Annotated in this window: 18 protein-coding genes; 11 read left to right on the top strand and 7 right to left on the bottom strand. The window is 64.6% G+C overall.

Going from position 1 to position 17,977, the window contains the following annotated elements; all coding sequences use genetic code 11:
• Positions 1 to 72 precede the first annotated feature (72 nt).
• The 5 genes from KHC28_RS06295 to KHC28_RS06275 all read left to right on the top strand — a co-directional run bounded on the left by KHC28_RS06295 (position 73) and on the right by KHC28_RS06275 (position 5,995).
• On the top strand, positions 73 to 1,146 hold the full coding sequence (locus tag KHC28_RS06295) for an ABC transporter ATP-binding protein (protein ID WP_214007497.1): 1,074 nt from the start codon (positions 73 to 75) through the stop codon (positions 1,144 to 1,146).
• Positions 1,146 to 2,009 carry an ABC transporter permease gene (locus KHC28_RS06290; protein ID WP_214007496.1) on the top strand — a complete coding sequence of 288 codons (864 nt, stop codon included), beginning with the start codon at positions 1,146 to 1,148 and terminating at the stop codon, positions 2,007 to 2,009. Before KHC28_RS06295 ends, KHC28_RS06290 begins: the two co-directional genes overlap by 1 nt.
• The gene (locus KHC28_RS06285) at positions 2,006 to 2,833 is read left to right on the top strand and encodes an ABC transporter permease (protein WP_214007495.1); all 828 of its coding nucleotides are present in this window, start codon (positions 2,006 to 2,008) and stop codon (positions 2,831 to 2,833) included. Before KHC28_RS06290 ends, KHC28_RS06285 begins: the two co-directional genes overlap by 4 nt.
• Before the next feature lie 106 nt (positions 2,834 to 2,939).
• Positions 2,940 to 4,643: an amidohydrolase gene (locus KHC28_RS06280; RefSeq protein WP_214007494.1), complete on the top strand. Its 1,704-nt coding sequence runs from the start codon at positions 2,940 to 2,942 to the stop codon at positions 4,641 to 4,643.
• A gap of 233 nt (positions 4,644 to 4,876) precedes the next feature.
• On the top strand, positions 4,877 to 5,995 hold the full coding sequence (locus KHC28_RS06275; RefSeq protein ID WP_214007493.1) for a PLP-dependent cysteine synthase family protein: 1,119 nt from the start codon (positions 4,877 to 4,879) through the stop codon (positions 5,993 to 5,995).
• A gap of 183 nt (positions 5,996 to 6,178) precedes the next feature.
• Here the strand turns inward: KHC28_RS06275 and KHC28_RS06270 are convergent, their stop codons facing one another.
• The 6 genes from KHC28_RS06270 to KHC28_RS06245 form a co-directional block, all read right to left on the bottom strand.
• Complete coding sequence (locus KHC28_RS06270; protein ID WP_214007492.1) at positions 6,179 to 6,370, bottom strand: hypothetical protein; 192 nt, start codon at positions 6,368 to 6,370, stop codon at positions 6,179 to 6,181.
• A 133-nt stretch (positions 6,371 to 6,503) separates the two neighbouring features.
• A complete protein-coding gene (locus KHC28_RS06265) occupies positions 6,504 to 7,256 on the bottom strand; it encodes an SDR family NAD(P)-dependent oxidoreductase (RefSeq protein ID WP_214006459.1) in 753 nt (250 codons plus the stop codon).
• Positions 7,257 to 7,269: 13 nt separating this feature from the next.
• On the bottom strand, positions 7,270 to 8,115 hold the full coding sequence (locus KHC28_RS06260; protein ID WP_214007491.1) for a fumarylacetoacetate hydrolase family protein: 846 nt from the start codon (positions 8,113 to 8,115) through the stop codon (positions 7,270 to 7,272).
• Between the two features lie 70 nt (positions 8,116 to 8,185).
• Entirely contained in the window at positions 8,186 to 9,355 is a 1,170-nt protein-coding gene (locus tag KHC28_RS06255; protein WP_214007490.1) for a mandelate racemase/muconate lactonizing enzyme family protein, read from the bottom strand.
• Between the two features lie 9 nt (positions 9,356 to 9,364).
• Positions 9,365 to 10,045, bottom strand: a complete 681-nt coding sequence (locus tag KHC28_RS06250) for an amino acid ABC transporter permease (protein ID WP_214007489.1) — start codon at positions 10,043 to 10,045, stop codon at positions 9,365 to 9,367.
• Positions 10,046 to 10,124: 79 nt separating this feature from the next.
• The gene (locus KHC28_RS06245) at positions 10,125 to 10,979 is read right to left on the bottom strand and encodes a substrate-binding periplasmic protein (RefSeq protein WP_214007488.1); all 855 of its coding nucleotides are present in this window, start codon (positions 10,977 to 10,979) and stop codon (positions 10,125 to 10,127) included.
• Positions 10,980 to 11,238: 259 nt separating this feature from the next.
• Between KHC28_RS06245 and KHC28_RS06240 the strand changes: the two genes are divergently transcribed.
• Together KHC28_RS06240 and KHC28_RS06235 are read left to right on the top strand one after the other, a co-directional pair.
• The gene (locus tag KHC28_RS06240) at positions 11,239 to 12,048 is read left to right on the top strand and encodes a FadR/GntR family transcriptional regulator (protein WP_214007487.1); all 810 of its coding nucleotides are present in this window, start codon (positions 11,239 to 11,241) and stop codon (positions 12,046 to 12,048) included.
• Positions 12,045 to 13,067: an aldose epimerase family protein gene (locus KHC28_RS06235; protein ID WP_214007486.1), complete on the top strand. Its 1,023-nt coding sequence runs from the start codon at positions 12,045 to 12,047 to the stop codon at positions 13,065 to 13,067. Before KHC28_RS06240 ends, KHC28_RS06235 begins: the two co-directional genes overlap by 4 nt.
• On the opposite strand, the gene KHC28_RS06230 is transcribed toward KHC28_RS06235, so the two are convergent.
• The gene (locus KHC28_RS06230) at positions 13,064 to 13,870 is read right to left on the bottom strand and encodes an SDR family NAD(P)-dependent oxidoreductase (protein ID WP_214007485.1); all 807 of its coding nucleotides are present in this window, start codon (positions 13,868 to 13,870) and stop codon (positions 13,064 to 13,066) included. The two genes, KHC28_RS06235 and KHC28_RS06230, sit on opposite strands and share 4 nt — an antisense overlap.
• A gap of 207 nt (positions 13,871 to 14,077) precedes the next feature.
• Between KHC28_RS06230 and KHC28_RS06225 the strand changes: the two genes are divergently transcribed.
• The 4 genes from KHC28_RS06225 to KHC28_RS06210 all read left to right on the top strand — a co-directional run bounded on the left by KHC28_RS06225 (position 14,078) and on the right by KHC28_RS06210 (position 17,954).
• Positions 14,078 to 15,097, top strand: a complete 1,020-nt coding sequence (locus tag KHC28_RS06225) for an ABC transporter substrate-binding protein (RefSeq protein ID WP_214007484.1) — start codon at positions 14,078 to 14,080, stop codon at positions 15,095 to 15,097.
• Positions 15,098 to 15,193: 96 nt separating this feature from the next.
• Complete coding sequence (locus KHC28_RS27825) at positions 15,194 to 16,279, top strand: ABC transporter ATP-binding protein (RefSeq protein ID WP_214007483.1); 1,086 nt, start codon at positions 15,194 to 15,196, stop codon at positions 16,277 to 16,279.
• 11 nt (positions 16,280 to 16,290) lie between these two features.
• Complete coding sequence (locus KHC28_RS06215; protein WP_214007482.1) at positions 16,291 to 17,160, top strand: ABC transporter permease; 870 nt, start codon at positions 16,291 to 16,293, stop codon at positions 17,158 to 17,160.
• Complete coding sequence (locus KHC28_RS06210; protein WP_214007481.1) at positions 17,157 to 17,954, top strand: ABC transporter permease; 798 nt, start codon at positions 17,157 to 17,159, stop codon at positions 17,952 to 17,954. The genes KHC28_RS06215 and KHC28_RS06210 overlap by 4 nt, the downstream gene beginning before the upstream one ends.
• The last annotated feature ends 23 nt before the right edge of the window (positions 17,955 to 17,977 follow it).

The following is a 17,977-nucleotide window of genomic DNA, read 5'->3' as shown; positions in this document are numbered from 1 at the left end:
AAGACCTGTAACGCACGCCACCCGAACGTTTTGGCGACCCTAGTAACAAGTGCATCCGACGAGGGCGTGGCAATGAGCAGACTTGAGATCGACTCCCTGAAGATCGCTTATGGCGGCTGGGTTGCGATCGACGACCTCAACCTAACGATCGAGAAGGGTGAACTGGTGTCCCTGCTCGGCCCTTCGGGGTCCGGCAAGACGTCTCTGCTGCGCGCCATTGGCGGCTATCTGAAGCCGGCCGGGGGATCGCTGCGGATCGATGGCAAGGACATCACCTCCATCCCTCCCCAGTTCCGGGACATCGGCATGGTGTTCCAGAATTTCGTGCTCTTTCCCCATCTGACGACGGTCGAGAACGTCGAGTTCGGGCTACGGACCCGGGGCGTTGCCCAGGCGGAGCGCCGCCGGCGCGCCATCGAGGCCCTCGCGATGGTGCAGATGGACACCTATCTGGAGCGCTACCCGTTCGAGCTCAGTGGCGGTCAGCAGCAGCGCGTGGCGCTGGCGCGGGCGATAGTCATCCGCCCGACCATGCTGCTGCTCGACGAGCCGATGGGCGCGCTTGACACCAAGCTGCGCGAACGGGCGCAGGAGGAGATCCGGGCGCTGCAGCAGGAATTGCAGCTCACCACGGTTCTCGTGACCCATGATCAGCGCGAGGCCATGGCGATGTCCGACCGGATCATCGTCATGCGCGGCGGCGCGATCGTCGACGCTGGCGACCCTTGGCGGCTCTATCACTCACCGAAGACGGCCTTTACCGCTGAATTCCTGGGCACCACCAACCTACTGGCTGTCGAAGTGCTGACGCGCGATGGCAACAGGGCGCGCGTCCGGATGACGAAGACCGGCCACGAGTTCGACGTCGAGGGCAGCCTGCCGGGCACGAATGCCGGCTGTGTGTCGCTGCGCCCGGAAGACATCACCTGCGCCCCCAGTTCTGGGCCGGGCGCATTGCCGGCCAAGGTTGTGAAGCGCATGTTCTATGGCGTGAACACCCATTTGCGGCTGGAAACCCCGGATCTCGGGTCGCTGCTCGCGGTACAGCACCGGCATGCCGTATTCGAGGAAGGCTCCGACGTCTTCGTCAGCTTCCAGCCGCAGGATGCACGCCTGCTGCCGGCGGATTTGCCGGAGGATCGGTGATGAGCTCTTCCTCGTCCTCTCCGTTCCGGCTCGGGATCATCCCGCTCGCCCTGTTCTTTTTGGTGTTCTTCGCCTACCCGGTGCTGCATTTTCTCTGGGGCAGTCTGGCAGTCGATGCGGGCGGCACGGCCACCCTGTCGCTTCGCAACTTCACCGATGCGTTGCGTTCGGCCTCGGTTCTTCGGTCGCTGTCGACCACCCTTCTTCTGAGCGTTCTGACCGGCGTAGTCTCGCTGGTCCTAGGCTATCTGCTGGCTTTCCAGATCGTGCGGCGCAACGCCGTTATCGGCAAGATCATCTTCGTCGCAGCTATCGCCTCGCTGTTCACCAGTACCATCGCCCGTGCACTGGGCTGGCGCGTGCTGCTTGGGTTCGAGGGGCCCATCAACAACGCGCTTATCGCTATTGGCCTGATTTCGCAGCCGTTGCAGCTCATCAACAATTTCACCGCGGTCGCGATCGGGATGATCCACATCCAGGTCCCGGTGGTGATGGTCGGGCTCATTCCGGTGATCGAGGCTCTGCCGCGTGATTTCGAACGGGCGGCAATCGGGCTTGGTGCCTCGCGGTGGAAGACCTTTCTGACCGTTCACCTGCCGATGACCTGGATGAACGCCGTCCCGGTGGGGCTGATCGCGATCATGGCGACCGCGGCCTACTTCACCACGCCGGTCCTGCTCGGAGGCGGGCGCGTCAATGTGATCGCGATCCAGATCCAGCAGGCATCGCAGGTGCTTTTCGACTTCGGCTACGCCGCGACGCTGTCGGTCATGCTGGTGGCGATGATCAGCGCCGTCGCGATCGGCATCCTTCTGCTTACCCACTGGCGCCGCAACGTCCGAGCGAGGGGTTCGTCATCATGAAAAACATGATCTCACGCGTTGTGGATGCGGTGCTCTGTGGCGCGGCGCATGCGCTGACTGTGCTGGCCGTGGTCTTTCTGGTGATGCCACTTTTCGTGGTGGTGATCGTCTCGTTCAACTCGACGACGGTGATCTTTCCGCCGCGGGACTGGTCGCTGGTCTCCTACATGCAGATCCCACAGGTGGCCGTCGACACCTTCCTGCGAAGCCTCGTGCTCGGCCTCTGCTGCGCGACCCTGTCGGCGTTGCTCTGCGTGCCGGCGGCGATCGCGATGGTGAAGAGCAACCTGCGCGGCAAGGCGCTGATTGAGGCCGCCCTGCGCAGTCCCCTGCAGTTCCCCGCGATCATTCTCGGCGTCGCCATCCTTCAGTACTTCTACTTCTGGCAGGGCGCGCTTGCCATTCCGCTGGTTGGCACCTTCATGGGGTTGTTGATCGCCCACACGATCTACACCTTTCCCTTCGTGCTGGTGCCGACCATCGCCCGCCTTTCGGCGCTCAGCGGCCAGTATGACGAGGCGGCCGCCGGACTTGGGGCGGGCCCGCTGACGACGCTGATCCGGGTGATCATTCCATTGATGCGCCCCGGCATCATCGCCGGGATGTTCATGAGCTTCATCATGTCCTTCGAGGATGTCGCAGTGACGATGTTCCTCGCCGGATCCAAGATGACTACCTTCCCCGTGTATCTGTTCGGCAGCGCCGAGGTTTCCAACACGCCGGGCCTTTATGCAGTGGCCAGCCTTGGCTCGCTCACTGCGCTTATCCTCGTGCTGTTGGTCGAGCGCTTCATCGGCATCCGAACGGTTCTCAGCAAAGGCTGACGCAACTTGCCCGCGGGCACGTCGGGCGCCCGCACATTCATCAATCCAAATCAGGCCACTGCACCGGAGCCTCTCCGGCAGGGTTGGCCCAAGGAGAACTTGACCCATGAGCAACCGAGACATCGCCAACCTGAACGTCACGAAGGCGAACGGCGTGCCGACCGGGAGAATCCTCGTCACCAACGCGACCATCCTGACCATGGACGAGGCGGAGACCACTGCCAACTCGCTGTTGATTGATGGCGGCCGGGTCGTTGCGGTCAACCCCTCTGAGGAGCAGGCGAAGGGCGCCGCAATCGTGGATATGGGCGGTAAGACCGTGGTTCCCGGTCTGATCGACGCGCACACCCATATGGAAATGATCGCCTATGGCTGGAACATTGCCGTCAACGTCAAGCCGCCGCTCGTGAAGTCCATCGACGACATGGTCGAGCGCCTCGCCGAGAAAGCGGCGAGCTTGCCGGTGGGAAAATGGGTCCTCGGCCAGGGCATGCACTATCAGAACCAGCATATCGCCGAAGGCCGCTATCCCAATCGCTGGGATCTCGACCGTGTCAGCACCGAGCATCCGGTGGTGGTGCGTTTCAGCTTCCACATCAATGTCTTCAACTCCAAGGCTCTCGAGGTGCTGGGCGTGGACGAGAACACGCCCGATTCGGATGGTGGCTATCTGGAGCGCGACGCGGACGGTGTCCCAAATGGCGTGTCCAACGACATGTGGCACGCGCTGAACGCGCCGGACTGGCCCTATGAGGAAGTCGGCCCCGCCCTCGCCAATGCTCAGGCGAGCTTTCTTGAGAACGGCGTCACGGCGATCACCGAGTTCACGCTGTTCCGCGGCGGCGTCGACGCCTATCTGGAGATGGAGCGGCGCAAGGATCTGAAGATCCGCGTCGCGCTCTATCCCAAGGTACCCTCCGTCTGCCCGCTGGAGGATGCCCTGTCAGGGAAGATCGCCGCCCGTTTCGCCAAAGCGGACCCGAGCCGACTGAAACTCGGCGGAATGAAGATGTTCATCGATGGCGGCCTGACGTCCCGCGCCGCGGCGATGTACGAGCCCTATTGGGGCAGCGATCTGAAGGGCCACCTTTCCTTCAAGCCCGAGGAATTCTCGGAGATCGTCGGCAAGCTGCATGGCGCGGGCTACCAGATCTGCGTCCATGCGATCGGCGATCTGGCGCAGGACGTTGTGCTGGATGCCTTCGCCGCTCTGCCGGAGCGCAAGGCAGCGAACGGCGCGGCCCACCGGATCGAGCATGCCGGCAACTGCCTGTGGACCGACGAACGCGCCAAGCGCTTCGCGGAATTGGGTGTGCTGCCAGTGCCGCAGCCTCCGTTCATCTACACCACGGCCGCGGGCTATCGTAAGAACCTGGGACCGGTGCGTGGCGCCGACCTCTTTCCCATGCGCCGGATGGTGATGGAGCAGAAGTTCGCTGTTCCCGGAAACTCTGACGCGATCGGCATTCACCCGAAGCAGCACGTTCCCATGTTCGGCATCTGGGCGATGGTCACGCGGGAAATGAACAATGGCGAGACGCTCACTGACGGCGAGAACCTCGACGTCATGACCTCGTTGCGGATGTACACCCGTTTTGCCGCGCGCTCGATCGGGCGTGAGCATGAGATCGGCTCCCTTGAGCCGGGCAAGTTCGCTGATTTCGTCGTGTTCGACGACAATCCGCTCACCGTTCCTTCGGACATGCTGCGGGACATGATGCCGAACCAGACATGGATCGGCGGTGAGCGGGTATTCGCGCGTGACGAAGACAAGGTCGGCATTGCCAAAGAAGCTCGCGTGCCTGCTTGAGATCTGTCGGCGCCGCCGTGTCGTAGGATGCGGGAACCCGTACCCGCCATGGCCTGCTCGTCCTGAACAGGCCATGGCGTCGCCGGGCAAAAGCTTGATCGGGCGCCCACTCTCGTGGGCGGCGCAGGACATCATTCGCGCTGCGCCCGGAAGATGCCGTATGGCACCGGTAAACTTGGCGAAGCTATGAACCCCAACCAAGTATCATCTCGTCTGTATGCTGAGAGTCCGAAATGACGAACCTCATCCAGGTCTCACCACACCCTATTCGTCATTCCAACTCGCAGCCACGCGACTGGCTGTGCACCGCCATCCAGCGCATCGAAGCGGACATCAACCGCTCCGCCGACACGCATCTCATCCGCGTGCCGCTGCCCGCGCTTCCCGGCATCACGCTCTATCTGAAAGACGAGTCGAGCCATCCGACCGGCAGCCTGAAGCACCGGCTGGCGCGCTCGCTGTTTCTCTATGCGCTGTGTAACGGCTGGATCGGGCCGCAGACCCTGATCGTCGAGGCGTCGAGCGGATCGACCGCTGTATCGGAAGCCTATTTCGCCCGCCTGATCGGCCTCGATTTCGTGGCGGTGATGCCCCGCACCACCTCGCCGGAGAAGATCGCGGCTATCGAGTTTCAGGGAGGCCGCTGCCATCTGGTCGAGAATCCGAAGGCCGTTTATGGCGAGGCCGCCGAGCTCGCCCGCAAGACGGGCGGTTTCTACATCGACCAGTTTACCTTCGCTGAGCGCGCGACCGACTGGCGCGGCAACAACAACATCGCTGAATCGATCTTCAGCCAGATGTCGCAGGAGCCCGATCCGGTGCCGAAGTGGATCGTGACCGGTGCCGGAACCGGTGGCACCTCGGCGACGATCGGGCGCTATATCCGCTACCAGCGCCACTCAACCCGGCTTTGTGTCGCCGACCCCACGGAATCGGTGTTCCATCGGCACTATGAGGATCGTTCGATACTGGAGGTCGACCACTGCCGATCCATCATCGAGGGCATCGGCCGTCCGCGTGTCGAACCCTCATTCATTCCCGATGTGGTCGACCGGATGATCACGGTCCCGGACACGTTGTCCGTCGCCACCATGCGCGTCGTCAGTGACATGCTCGGCCGCCGCTGCGGCGGTTCGACGGGGACCAATGTCTATGCGGCGCTCAAACTGGCCGAGGAGATGGCGGCTTTCGGCGAAACCGGATCGATCGTCTCCATTCTTTGCGACTCGGGAGAGCGTTACGCCTCCACACTCTACAATGACGGTTGGCTTGCCGAGCGCGGCATCGAGATCGGCGCCCCCATGGCACTATTGGAGAGTTTTCTCTGCGGTAAAGGCGATCTGTTCCTGTAGGGTCGTCTCCGTACCTCATCGGTTTCGCTGGAAGTAAATATTGGTGTTCGTCTTAATGCAGGATAATATCTGGTGAATTAATCTATGTTTCTCCGCGATCTCGAAGCTGAATACATGAAACGGGCCTCGTCGAGCTCGGCTACGGATCACATGCGTCATAGCGCTGTAGCGAACACATAGTTCTCATCTTGGTTGCCACGGCCACTGATGCTGCCATCGGCGGATTTTGTCGACTTGCAGATGATCACGCACATCTTTGGCATCAAAGCCGGAACACGGGCGGTATTCGAGCAGCGTCGTGTAGTCGGCGTTCTCAACCACCTTGAAGTGTGCATCCTCGAGCGCCGCAGCGGAGGCGTTAGTTTTCACTGTCATCAAGGTCGGCGCGCCAAGACTACGCCATGTCACGCAATGACCGCCGATTGCGTCCTGTTTTGACTTGGGCTGGAGCCGGGCTCGATCTGCAATGTTTGGGCCGATGTCGGGCGGAGTGTCTCCCGGCGCCGCCTCAGTAGACGGCGCGGCCGCCGGAGATGTCGAACACGGAGCCGGTGGAGAAGGCGCAGTCCTCGGAGGACAGCCACGAGATCAGCGCCGCCGCCTCGTCGACCGCCAGGAAGCGGTTCATCGGGATCTTCGACAGCATGAAGTCGATGTGCTCCTGCTTCATCTGGTTGAAGATCTCGGTCTTCGCCGCCGCCGGGGTGATGGCGTTGACGAGGATGTTCGAGGTCGCCAGCTCCTTGCCGAGCGACTTGGTCAGCCCGATCAGCCCGGCCTTCGACGCCGAATAGTGCGAGGCGTTCGGGTTGCCTTCCTTGCCGGCGATGGAGGCGACGTTGACGATGCGCCCCCAGCCGTTCTTGATCAGGTGCGGCACCACGGCCTTGCAGGTCAGGAACGGCCCGACGAGGTTGACGTCGATCACCCGGCGCCAGGTCTCGGTGTCGAGCTCCCACAGCTTGCCGTTGCCGCCGGTGATGCCGGCATTGTTGACCAGGATGTCGATCTTGCCGTGCGCCGCCGCCGTCGCCTCGGTGGCGGCGGTGACCGAGGCCTCGTCGGTCAGTTCGACGACATGGGTGGACACCTTGCCGAGCTTGCCGAGTTCGGCCGCCGCCTCGTCGAGGCGGGCGGCGTCGATGTCCCACAGCGCGACGGAGGCGCCGGAGGCGAGCATGCGCTCGGCGGTGGCGTAGCCGATGCCGCGGGCGCCGCCGGTGATGATGGCGACGCGGCCGGTGAGGTCGAGCTTGTTCATCTGGCTAATTCCTTCACGCCGCCGGAACGGTGGTCTGCTGCTGCTCGCCGAGGCCGGAAATGGCGAGGCGCATGGTCTGGCCGGCCTTGAGATAGACCGGCGGCTTCTGGCCGAGGCCGACGCCCGGCGGGGTGCCGGTGGAGATGATGTCGCCCGGCTGCAGGCTCATGAACTGGCTGATGTAGGACACGATGGTCGGCACATCGAAGATCATCGTGCGCGTCGAGCCGTTCTGGTAGCGCTTGCCGTCGACCTCCAGCCACATGTCCAGCACGTGCGGGTCGGTGATCTCGTCGGTGGTGACCAGCCACGGGCCGATCGGGCCGAAGGTGTCGCAGCCCTTGCCCTTGTCCCACTGGCCGCCGCGCTCGAGCTGGAAGTGGCGCTCGGAGACGTCGTTGATCACGCAATAGCCGGCGACGTGGTCGTAGGCGTCTTCCTTCGACACGTATTTGGCGGCCTTGCCGATGACGATGCCGAGCTCGACCTCCCAGTCGGTCTTTTCCGAACCGCGGGGGATCTCGACGTCGTCATTGGGGCCGACGATGCAGCTGGTGGTCTTCATGAACAGCACCGGCTCGTCGGGGATCGCCATGCCGGATTCGGCGGCGTGGTCGGTGTAGTTCAGTCCGACGCAGATGAACTTGCCGACCTGCCCGACGCAGGCGCCGATGCGGGGATTGCCGTCCACCGCCGGCAGCGTCGACAGGTCGAGCGCGGCGATCTTGGCGAGGCCTTCGGGCAGCAGCGTCGCGCCGCCGATGTCGGGCACCACGCCCGAAAGATCGCGCAGCACGCCCTGCGCATCGAGGATGGCGGGACGCTCCGCCCCCGGTTGACCGTAACGGACAAGCTTCATCGACGCTTTCTCCTTTGATATCGATACGGGTCGCTCGGCTGAACGGCCCGTGGGCTTCTCGCAGCGGACCTTATGTCGGGGCGAAAAGCGAAGCGGGCGTGTGGGTGAAACGCGCCAGTGCCTCGGGATCAAGGTGGATGCCGAGACCCGGCCGATCGGGGATATGCAGCTTGCCCTCGTCGTCGAGAATGAAGGGCTCGGCGACGATGCCGTCGACATAGGCGCTGCCGCCGATGAACTCGACGAGGTCGCAGTGCGGCAGCGCGGCGGCGAGGTGAAGATCCGCGGCCAGTCCCAGCGCGGTGTTCCAGCCATGGCCGACATAGCGCAGGCCGAAATCATCGGCGAGCCAGGCGATGCGCCGCTGCTCGCTGATGCCGCCGACCTTGGTCACGTCCGGTTGTACGATGTCGAGGGCGCCGGTGGAGAGCCAGGGGACGAAACTCTGCCGCCGGGTGAGCACCTCGCCGCCGGCGATCGGCACCGGGCTCGCCCGGCGCAGCGTGCGGAACCCCTCCAGCGCGTCCGGCCGCAGCGGCTCCTCGAACCAGCCTACATCGTAGTCGCGCAGCATCTGCGCGGTGTTGAGCGCCCATTTCAGCCCCTGCGGCCAATAGGCGTCGGAGGCTCCCGCGTCGACAAAGAGCTGGGCATCCGGCCCCGCCGCCTCGCGGGCGGCCCGCACGATCGCCTCGTCGAGCTTCGTGCTGTCGCGTCGACCGAAGGGCCCCCAGCCGATCTTGAAGGCCTTGAAGCCGCGCGCGCGATGCGGGCCGATGACGTCGGCCATGCGCTCGGGCTCCTCCATCAACAGCGAGCAATAGGGCGTGACGCGGTCGCGATAGGTGCCGCCGAGCAGCCTCCCCACGGGCTGGCCGAGGCTCTTGCCCAATATGTCCCACAGCGCGATGTCGATGCCGCTGATCGCATGGGTGAGGCTGCCACCGCGCCCCATCCAGAAGCTGTTCTGATGCAGCTTTTCGGTGACGCGCTCGGGCTCGAGGGCGTTCTCGCCGCGCCAGAGCGGCTCGAGCACGTCGACGGCGGCCTGGACGAGCCGCCCGTCGGTGAACACGCTGCCATGACCGGTGATGCCTTCTTCCGTGTGCACGGCGATCAGCGCGTGGACGGAATCTTCCGGTTTGATCTCGGCCGACCAGCCGCCCTTCGGGCTTTCGCCGAACAGGGGGGCGACGGCGATGGAGCGGATGGTCACTTTCGGCAAGCTGATGTTGGACATGGAGATCACTCAGGACTTTCGATCGGGCGACGACCAGCCACGCCGCGACCAGTGCTCCAGCCGGCGCACGAGAAGGGCGGCAGGAAAGCCGACGGAGAAATAGAGAATGGCGGTGACGGTATAGACGGTGAAATACTGGTAGTTGCGCGCGGCTACGATCTGCCCGGAGAACATGAGTTCCTGCACCGTGACCACCGATGCCAGCGCCGTATCCTTGAACAGGGCGATGAGATAGTTGCCGAGCGCCGGCAGGACCATGCGGAAGGCCTGCGGGAAGATGATCTTGATGAAGGTGATGGTGCGACCGAGCCCCAGGCTCTGCGCCGCCTCATACTGGCTTTTCGGTACCGCCTGGATGCCCGAGCGATAGACCTCGCTCATGAAGGCGGAATAGTTCACCGTGAGGCCGATGATCGCCGCCGTGACCGGCTCCAGCCGGATGCCGGCGCTGGGCAGCACGTAGTAGATATAGATGAGCTGCAGGATCAGCGGCGTGGCCCGGATGAACTCGACATAGAAATCCGCCGGCCAGCGGATCCAGCGCCGCGGCGAAAGCCGTGCCAGCGCCAGCGGGACGGCGAGCCCCCCTGCCAGGAGGATGACGACGAGGGTGAGGAAGGTCGTCATGGCGAGGCCTTGCAGGAAGACCGAGCCGTATTCGTCGACGACCGAGAGATCGAGAAGGTTCATGACGCAACCTGCCGCGGAAGCCGGAAGGGACGTGCGGGATCAACCGCCCCGCGCGTCCGTTTGCCGTGCCCGGCGGCTGTCAGAGCGGGAAGAAGAACAGGTTGCGGTTGGTGAGCCCGTAGGTCTTCAAGATCGCCGTGGCCTGACCGTTGCCGCGCACCTCGGCGAGGCCCTGAGTGAAGGCGACGCGCAACGAGCAATCGTCCTTGCGTAGCGCATAGCGGGCATAGCCATAGCCGTATTTGAAGATGAGTTCGTCCGGGATCGCGACATTGGCGACGATCTCGATCGGCGTCGAACCGTTGGCCTTCATGAACTCGATGATCTTCACGTCGTCGTCGAGAATGGCGTCGACGCGAGCGGTGGAGATCGCCGCGAATTCCTCGGCGTCGGTCTGGAAGGCCGTCACGGCAACGCCGATCTTGCGCAGATATTCATCGGCCGCTGAGCCGGCGATGGCCCCGACCTTCTTGCCCTTCAGGCCCTCGAAGGAGGTAACGCCCGCCGGGTTGCCCTTCGCCACCACGATGGCCGGCCCGTACCACCACGCCGGACCGGAGAAGGACACCGCCTTGAGCCGGTCCGGGGTGACGTGGATGTTGGCGGAGACGACGTCGATACGCTTGGCGAGCAAGGCCGGGATGAGCTGGCCGAACGGCATCACCTCATATTTGAACTTGGTGACACCGGCCCATTTCAGCGCCGCCTCCACCAGCTCGATGTCGAGCCCGCCCGCCTTCTTGGTTGCCGGATCGAGAGAGGAGTAGGGCGGCGAGGGCGAGAAACCGAGGGTCACGCCTTCGGTCTTCGCGCGGGCGAGAGAGGGATCGCCGCAATTGTCGAACAGCGGCGGCGCTTCGAACTGGAATTCCTGCGCGCTCGCGCTGACGCTGACGACAGCCGCAAGCACGGCCGCCAATACGGTCCTGAGCATGCCATTCTCCTGATCTCTGGAAGGGTCGATCTGTGCCGACGAAAAAATATTATTTAATATGCGCTGCCTGTCCAGATGTGTCAGCGTTTCCTGTGCTTGTTTGGCTAAAAAATATGATTTAAATGAATCCTGTGGACATGATCGCAGGCCGATGGGCGGTAAGGCCCCCATGCGCGGCTTAGGCTATCGTGTCCGGCAAGGATGGCCCCAGACCTGAGCATTGCGGGGCGGCCGCAACGACGGAAGACGGAGAGCGCCAGTGACGGAGCGCACATCGACGCCACGCCAGCGCCCCGAGGCCGAAGCCGCGGCCGGTGAAGGGCGCGCCCCCCGTCCGGTGCGGCCGTCCGGCTATCGGATCAGCGGCGTGCAGGGCCATGTGATCACCGAGCTCGGCCGCGCTATCGTTTCCGGCCGTTTCGCGCCCGGCGAATTGCTGCCGCGCGAGCCGGACCTGATGGCGGAGTTCGCGGCGAGCCGCCCCTCCCTGCGCGAGGCGCTGAAAGTGCTGGCGGCCAAGGGGTTGATCGAAATGCGCCAGAAGGTCGGCACGCGGGTGCGCCCGCGCGACCTGTGGAACACCTTCGACAGCGACGTGCTCGCCTGGCATTTCGGCGACGGGAACGGCTCCGCCGCGCTGCGCGACACCATGATGCGCGATCTGATCGAGCTGCGCCTGATGATCGAGCCGGCGGCCGCCCAGCTCGCCACCGGCCGGGCGACGATCGAGGACCTGCGTCGCATCCGGGCGGCGCTGCACGCCATGGAGGCGACGAGCGGCGATCTGTCGGCCTATGCCCATGCCGACGTTGCGTTCCACATGGCGGTGTTCGCCGCGAGCCACAACGTGCTGCTCGGCAGCTTCGCCCATCTGGTCGCCGACTTCCTGCATCTCAGCTTTTCCATCCAACAGCAGGCGCTGAAGGCGGACAAGAGCGTCGAGGACGACATCAGCCAGCATCGGGCGGTGTTCGAGGCGATTACCGGTGGCGAGGGGGAGGGGGCGGCGCGGGCCATGCGCGACGTGATCCTCGACGGCAAGGATTCGCTGCTCGCGGCGCTGAAGTGAACGGCGCGCCGCTCGACCTCCTCACGCTCGACTGGCCGCATGGCGCCCTGCGTGTGTCGCCGGTGGGCGCGATGCTCACCGAGCTTGTCTTCCATCTGCCGGATGGGCCCTTCGCGCCCTTCGCTCGGCCGCACTGGTCACCGGACGATCCCTTGTTGGGCGCCTTGCCGGCCCATCTGCGTCGTCTCGGCGCGGAGTTCGTGTGCCTGCCCTTCGGCGTCGGCGGGCCGTTGGACGGGATCGCGCCGGGCTGGAGCGAATTCGGCCTCGATCTCTGCAATGATCCTCCCCATGGCCTTGCCGCCAATGCCACATGGCGCGTGGAAGAGCAGGGCGCCGATCACATCCGCCTAGCGCTCGACTACCCGACTGATCATGCGGTGCGACGGCTCACCCGCACGCTCGCGGTGCGGCCCGACGCACCGGCGCTGGACCTCGAACTCGTGATCGATGTGCGGCGCGCGACCCGTCTTCCGCTCGGCCTTCATCCGATCCTGTCGCTGGATGTTCCCCCGGAAGGCCTCCACATCCAGGCCCGCTTCCGCCGCGGCCTCACCTATCCGGCCGCGGTGCCGGGCGGGGCGATGCGTGCGGCCATCGGCCGTGATTTCGCGACCCTTGCCGCCGTACCGTCACGCACGGGTGGCTTTATCGATCTGGCGCGCCTGCCAAAAGCCGAGCCCATGGAGGATGTCCTTCAGCTCTGCGGTGTCGAGGGGGCCGTGGAGGCGGTTTTCTCGGAACGTGGTGCGGTGCTGAGCCTCGATTGGGACCAGGATCTGCTGCCCTCGTGCCTGCTGTGGATCAGCGACCGGGCGCTGGCCGGCGCGCCCTGGGACGGGCGCTACCGTGGTCTCGGCATCGAGCCGATAGCCGCCTGCTTCGATTTCGCCGAGCCGGTGTCGCTGGCCGACAACCCGATAGTGGCGGCCGGCACCCCGACCTGCCTGGCGGCGACGCCGGAGCGGCCCACCATCCTTCGCTACAGCCTCGCGGCGCGTCCGCTTCCCCGCCGCTAGAAGGTGGCGGACAGGCCGCCGTCGACGAGCAGGATCTGGCCGGTCACGTACCGCGCATCGTCCGAACAGAGGAAGAAGGCCGGCCCGGCGATGTCCACTGGCGTGCCGGGCCGGCGCAGCGGAATGCGGCCGTGGCGGATATAGATGTCGCGGAACCAGTCGGTCTCGTGCTCATGGCCGCTCCCGTCCGGCAGTTGCGCCATCCGCGTATCGATGAAGCCGGGGGCCAACGCGTTGACGACGATGCCTTCCTCGCCGAGGTCGCAGGCAAGGGCGCGGGTGAAATTGACCAGCGCGCCCTTGGCCGTTGCATAGGCGAGGGAATCGCGGGTGCCGCGCAGGCCCTGGATCGAGACGATGTTGAGGATGCGCCGGCCTGCGCCTGCCTTGCGCATAAGAGGCAGCAAGGCGAGCGTCACCCGGACGGCACCATCCTGATTGATGTCCAGCACCGTGCGATAATGGTCGAAGCTCATGGCGTCCACGCCGGCAGCATCGAGGATGGCGGCGTTGTTGACGAGGATTTCGCAGCGGCCGTAGCGCTGCTCGACGGTCTGCGCCAGCGCCGCGATCGAGAAGGCATCGGCGATGTCGACGCGCAGTCCCAGCGCCTGCGGGCCGAGATCGGCGGCGGCCTGGTGCGCTTCGGCCTCGTCAATATCCGCCACGACCACCTGTGCGCCCTCGGCAGCGAGGCGCTCGGCGATGCAACGGCCAATGCCGCGCGCTCCACCGGTGACGATAGCGACGCGTCCTTCCAGGCGGCGGGCGGCGGGCGGGACAGGCGGGGCCTCGGTGGACATGAGCGGTTCCAGCAATGACGGGAAGGGAGGTATCGATATAAAATATGATATTTAGTGACGTCAATCGATCCTCGCTCGGAGGCGAGCCAGGAGTCGTCGCATAAGAATGACGATTTTCGGCCGATTTCTTCAAGCGCCGAATTGACCGTCAAAATTAAATATGATTTTTTTGCCTCAAGCCGAACGGCGCCAGATGGAGAACAGACGATGAATTGGATGTCGAGGGCAGTGGCTGCATCGCTCACCACGCTTACCCTTCTCTCCTCGGCGGCGGCCGTCGCCCAGCCGAAGGGCGAGGTGCGCCTGCTCGCCTATGAGGGCTATGCCGATCCAGCCTGGGTCGAGGAGTTCGAGAAGGAAACCGGCATCGCCGTGAAGGTGACCTATGTCGGCGGTGTCGACGAGCAGATCGCGAAGATGAAGGCGTCGAACGGCAAGGACTACGACGTCGTCACCATCGATACCGCCAGCCTCAAGGCCTATGCCGACCAGAAGCTCATCGCTCCGATCGACAAGGCCAAGCTCACCAGCGCCGGCAATCTTCTCCCCGAGTTCCGGGGCATGGCGAACGCGACCTTCGACGGCGCCACCTATGGCGTGCCGTGGGCGTGGGGCTCGCTCGGCATGGTCTATGATAAGAAGACCTTTCCCACCGCGCCGGAAAGCTGGGAGGTGTTGTGGGACCCGAAATACAAGGGCAAGGTCATCTCGCTCGACGACGCCAACAACGCCATCAATTTCGGCGCCATCGTGCTGGGCATGAAGGACCCGTTCCACCTCACCGATGCGCAGTTCGCGCAGGTGAAGGACAAGCTGATCGCCCTCAAGCGCAACCTGCTCACCTATTTCGCCGGCTTCGACGAAGGCACCACCATCTGGACCGAGAACGACGTGGTGCTGATGTTCTCCATGGGCGAGCTCGCGGCTATCAACCTGCAGAAGAAGGGCTTCGATGTCGGCTACGCCATCCCGAAGGAGGGCGCCGTCGGCTGGCTCGACAATCTGACGGTCAGCGCGGGCACGTCCAATCCTGACGCCGCCTATGCTTGGATGAACTTCGTGCTGCAGAAGAAGATCGGCGCCGATATGGCGAAGAAGTTCGGCTACGGCTCGACCACCGACGCTCCCGAGGGGATGGATTACGCCAGCCGCCTGATCTGGGCGGACAATCCCGAGGACTACACACGCCGCCAGGCGATCTGGAACGAGGTCAAGGCGGCCGAATAGCCGCCGCCTCCGACACGGCCGGCCCGACGGGCCGGCCGTGACCCTCGGGCGGCCTCCGGATGCCGCCTCCCTCGACCGGATGACGGAACGACACGCGTGCAGCCTCTCCTCCATCTTAACAACGTCTCGAAACGCTATGGCGCGGTGCGTGTGCTCGACGGCATCGACATCACCGTGGCCGACAACGAATTCCTCACCATCCTCGGGCCGTCCGGCTCTGGCAAGACCACCATCCTGCGCATCATCGGCGGCTTTGAGGGGATCGACGGCGGAAGCCTGATGTTCGAGGGGCGCGACCTCTCCGCCGTGCCGATCAACCGGCGCCCCTTCAACACGGTCTTCCAAGACTACGCGCTGTTCCACCACATGACGGTCGCCGAGAATGTCGGCTATGGCCTGAAGGTGCGCGGGCGCCCGAAGGCGGAGATCGCCAAACGTGTCGCCGAGGTGCTGGACACGGTCGGGCTGGGCACCCTCGGTGGACGCTATCCCGCGCAGATGTCCGGCGGCCAACGCCAGCGCGTGGCGCTGGCCCGCGCCATCATCTGCGAACCGCGGCTCATTCTCCTCGACGAACCGCTGTCCGCCCTCGATGTCGAATTGCGCGCGCAGATGCAGCGCTTCCTCAAATCATTGCAGCGCCGGCTCGGCATCGCCTTCGTCTTCATCACCCACGACCAGGAAGAGGCGATCGCGCTGTCCGACCGCATCATCGTGGTCAATCGCGGCCGCATCGAACAGGAGGGAGCGCCCGAGGAGCTTTATCGCCGCCCCCGCACGCCTTTCACCGCCTCCTTTCTCGGCGACAACAACCTGATCCCCGGAACGCTGGCCGCGGTCGACGGCCGGCTCTGCACGGTCGATACCGCCGCCGGGCTTCTCGACGCGACAGTTGACGGGCCGGCACCGGCGACTGGAAGCGCCGTGCTGGTGGCGGTGCGCCCCGAGCATGTTCGGCTGGACGCCGATCCGGCCGCCCCGCACGGGCTGTCGGCCGAAGTGGCGGATGTGCGCTTTCTCGGCGCCAATGTGATGATCGAGCTGCTCAATCCCGCGCTGCCGGGAGCCGTGATCAAGGTGCGCCGCCTCGCCGATGGTTCGGTCGCCGGGCTTCGGCCGGGGGCATCCGTCAGGCTCCGCTGGGCGGCCGACGACGCCGCTCTGCTGCAGATGGCACCGTGAGGACGGGCGCGATGAACACCTCCCTTCGACGCGATCGACAAGACCTCCTGCGCGCCGGCCTTGGCCATGCGCTCAATCTCGGCCTGCCGCTGCTCTTCGTGGTGATCCCGATCCTGTCCTTCGTGGTGGTGAGCTTCTGGACGTTGCAGGATGGGCAGATTCTTCTCATCCCGACACTCGCAAACTACCGCACCTTCTTCACCGACGGCAGCTATCTGCCCGTCTATCTGCAGACGGTCGGGCTGTCGCTTCAGGTCACGCTGGTGAATGTGGCGCTCTCCACCGCCATTGCGCTGTTCATCTTCCGTCGCACCCCGCGCATGCGCTTCCTGATCCTGATGAGCTTCATGCTGCCGCTGTTCATGAGCTACATCATCAAAGTCTATTCGATCCGCTCCATTCTGGGGCAACGCGGGTTGCTGAACGAGGCCATGCTGGGGCTCGGGCTGATCGATCAGCCGATCGAGGCGCTGTTGTTCTCGCGCACGGCCATCTTCATCGCCCTCGCGGTGCTGTATCTGCCCTATGCGATCCTGCCGATGTATCTGGCACTGGATCGCATCCCGGCGAACTATCTCGCCGCAAGCGCCGACCTCGGGGCCACGCCGATACAGACGCTGCGCGATGTCGTCCTGCCCCTCGGGCGGCCGGGCATCGCGGCGGGCGCCGTGTTCACCTTCATCCTCACCTTCGGCGATTTCGTCACGCCGCAAATGGTGGGTGGCACCCAGGGCTTTACCTTCGGACGGATCGTCTTCAGTCAGTTCGGCCTCGCGCTCAACTGGCCGCTCGGCTCCGCTCTCGCCGTCATTCTGCTCGCCACCACGCTGCTTGCGGTGGCGCTCGCCGGCCTGAGCCTCAGGCGGGAGCATGTGCGATGAAGCAGAAGGCGCCGTTCCTTGACGCGCTCCTCGGCCTCGTGGCCGGGGTTGGCCTCATCGCGCTTTATGCCCCGCTGCTGGCGACCGCAGCGCTCTCTTTCTTCCAGATCGTGCGGGTACGCGGCAAGCTGGGCTTCGCGCCCTTCTCGCTCGATCCCTATGTCGCCCTGCTCGCCAATGGCGAGATCCTCGCGGCGCTCTCGACGTCGCTCGTCGTGGCGACGATGTCGAGCCTACTGGCGCTGGTCCTGGCGCTGATGTTCGCCTTCTACTTCGTCTCGGCACGGCGTGGCCTCGGCATCGCCATGCAGACCATGGTGTTCCTGCCGTTCCTGCTGCCGCCGATCATCACCGGCCTCTCGCTGCTGATCGCCTTTCGCGAGATCGATCTCGGCCGCGGGCTGGTGACTATTATCATCGCCCATGTCGTCTTCATCGTGCCGGTGGTGTACCGCACGGTGCTGGTGCGACTGCAACTGCTGGGCAGCAGCCTTACCGAGGCCTCGCTCGATCTCGGCGCCTCGCGGGTGCAGACGCTGCGCTATGTGATCCTGCCGCAGATGCGGCCGGCACTGATTTCCGGCGTCCTCCTGGCCTTCGCCATCTCCTTCGACGAGACGCTGATCACCCTCTTCGTCGCGGGATCGCAGACCACACTGCCGATCCGCTTGTGGGCGATGATGCGGGTCGGCTTCGTTCCGGAGATCAACGCCCTGGCAACGCTGATCTTTCTGTGCACCGCCGCCATTACCTTCGCCATCGGACTGATGCAACGCGCCGGCGAGCGGGTCTGACACACCGCGCCGCGCCACCCGAC

It is taken from the genome of Ancylobacter sonchi (assembly GCF_018390695.1).
Taxonomy (GTDB): Bacteria; Pseudomonadota; Alphaproteobacteria; order Rhizobiales; family Xanthobacteraceae; genus Ancylobacter; species Ancylobacter sonchi.
Note: the sequence above shows the minus strand (reverse complement) of the source record. Positions and strands in the feature narration are given on the sequence as shown.

Excerpts from the sequence above, each read along its gene's own strand:
- KHC28_RS06280 (WP_214007494.1), top strand. The coding sequence starts at position 2,940 with ATGAGCAACCGAGACATCGCCAACCTGAACGTCACGAAGGCGAACGGC.
- KHC28_RS06285 (WP_214007495.1), top strand. The coding sequence starts at position 2,006 with ATGAAAAACATGATCTCACGCGTTGTGGATGCGGTGCTCTGTGGCGCG.
- KHC28_RS06270 (WP_214007492.1), bottom strand. The coding sequence starts at position 6,370 with ATGACAGTGAAAACTAACGCCTCCGCTGCGGCGCTCGAGGATGCACAC.
- KHC28_RS06275 (WP_214007493.1), top strand. The coding sequence starts at position 4,877 with ATGACGAACCTCATCCAGGTCTCACCACACCCTATTCGTCATTCCAAC.
- KHC28_RS06225 (WP_214007484.1), top strand. The coding sequence starts at position 14,078 with ATGAATTGGATGTCGAGGGCAGTGGCTGCATCGCTCACCACGCTTACC.
- KHC28_RS06230 (WP_214007485.1), bottom strand. The coding sequence starts at position 13,870 with ATGTCCACCGAGGCCCCGCCTGTCCCGCCCGCCGCCCGCCGCCTGGAA.
- KHC28_RS06250 (WP_214007489.1), bottom strand. The coding sequence starts at position 10,045 with ATGAACCTTCTCGATCTCTCGGTCGTCGACGAATACGGCTCGGTCTTC.
- KHC28_RS06215 (WP_214007482.1), top strand. The coding sequence starts at position 16,291 with ATGAACACCTCCCTTCGACGCGATCGACAAGACCTCCTGCGCGCCGGC.
- KHC28_RS06295 (WP_214007497.1), top strand. The coding sequence starts at position 73 with ATGAGCAGACTTGAGATCGACTCCCTGAAGATCGCTTATGGCGGCTGG.
- KHC28_RS06265 (WP_214006459.1), bottom strand. The coding sequence starts at position 7,256 with ATGAACAAGCTCGACCTCACCGGCCGCGTCGCCATCATCACCGGCGGC.
- KHC28_RS06245 (WP_214007488.1), bottom strand. The coding sequence starts at position 10,979 with ATGCTCAGGACCGTATTGGCGGCCGTGCTTGCGGCTGTCGTCAGCGTC.
- KHC28_RS06290 (WP_214007496.1), top strand. The coding sequence starts at position 1,146 with ATGAGCTCTTCCTCGTCCTCTCCGTTCCGGCTCGGGATCATCCCGCTC.
- KHC28_RS06255 (WP_214007490.1), bottom strand. The coding sequence starts at position 9,355 with ATGTCCAACATCAGCTTGCCGAAAGTGACCATCCGCTCCATCGCCGTC.
- KHC28_RS06260 (WP_214007491.1), bottom strand. The coding sequence starts at position 8,115 with ATGAAGCTTGTCCGTTACGGTCAACCGGGGGCGGAGCGTCCCGCCATC.
- KHC28_RS06210 (WP_214007481.1), top strand. The coding sequence starts at position 17,157 with ATGAAGCAGAAGGCGCCGTTCCTTGACGCGCTCCTCGGCCTCGTGGCC.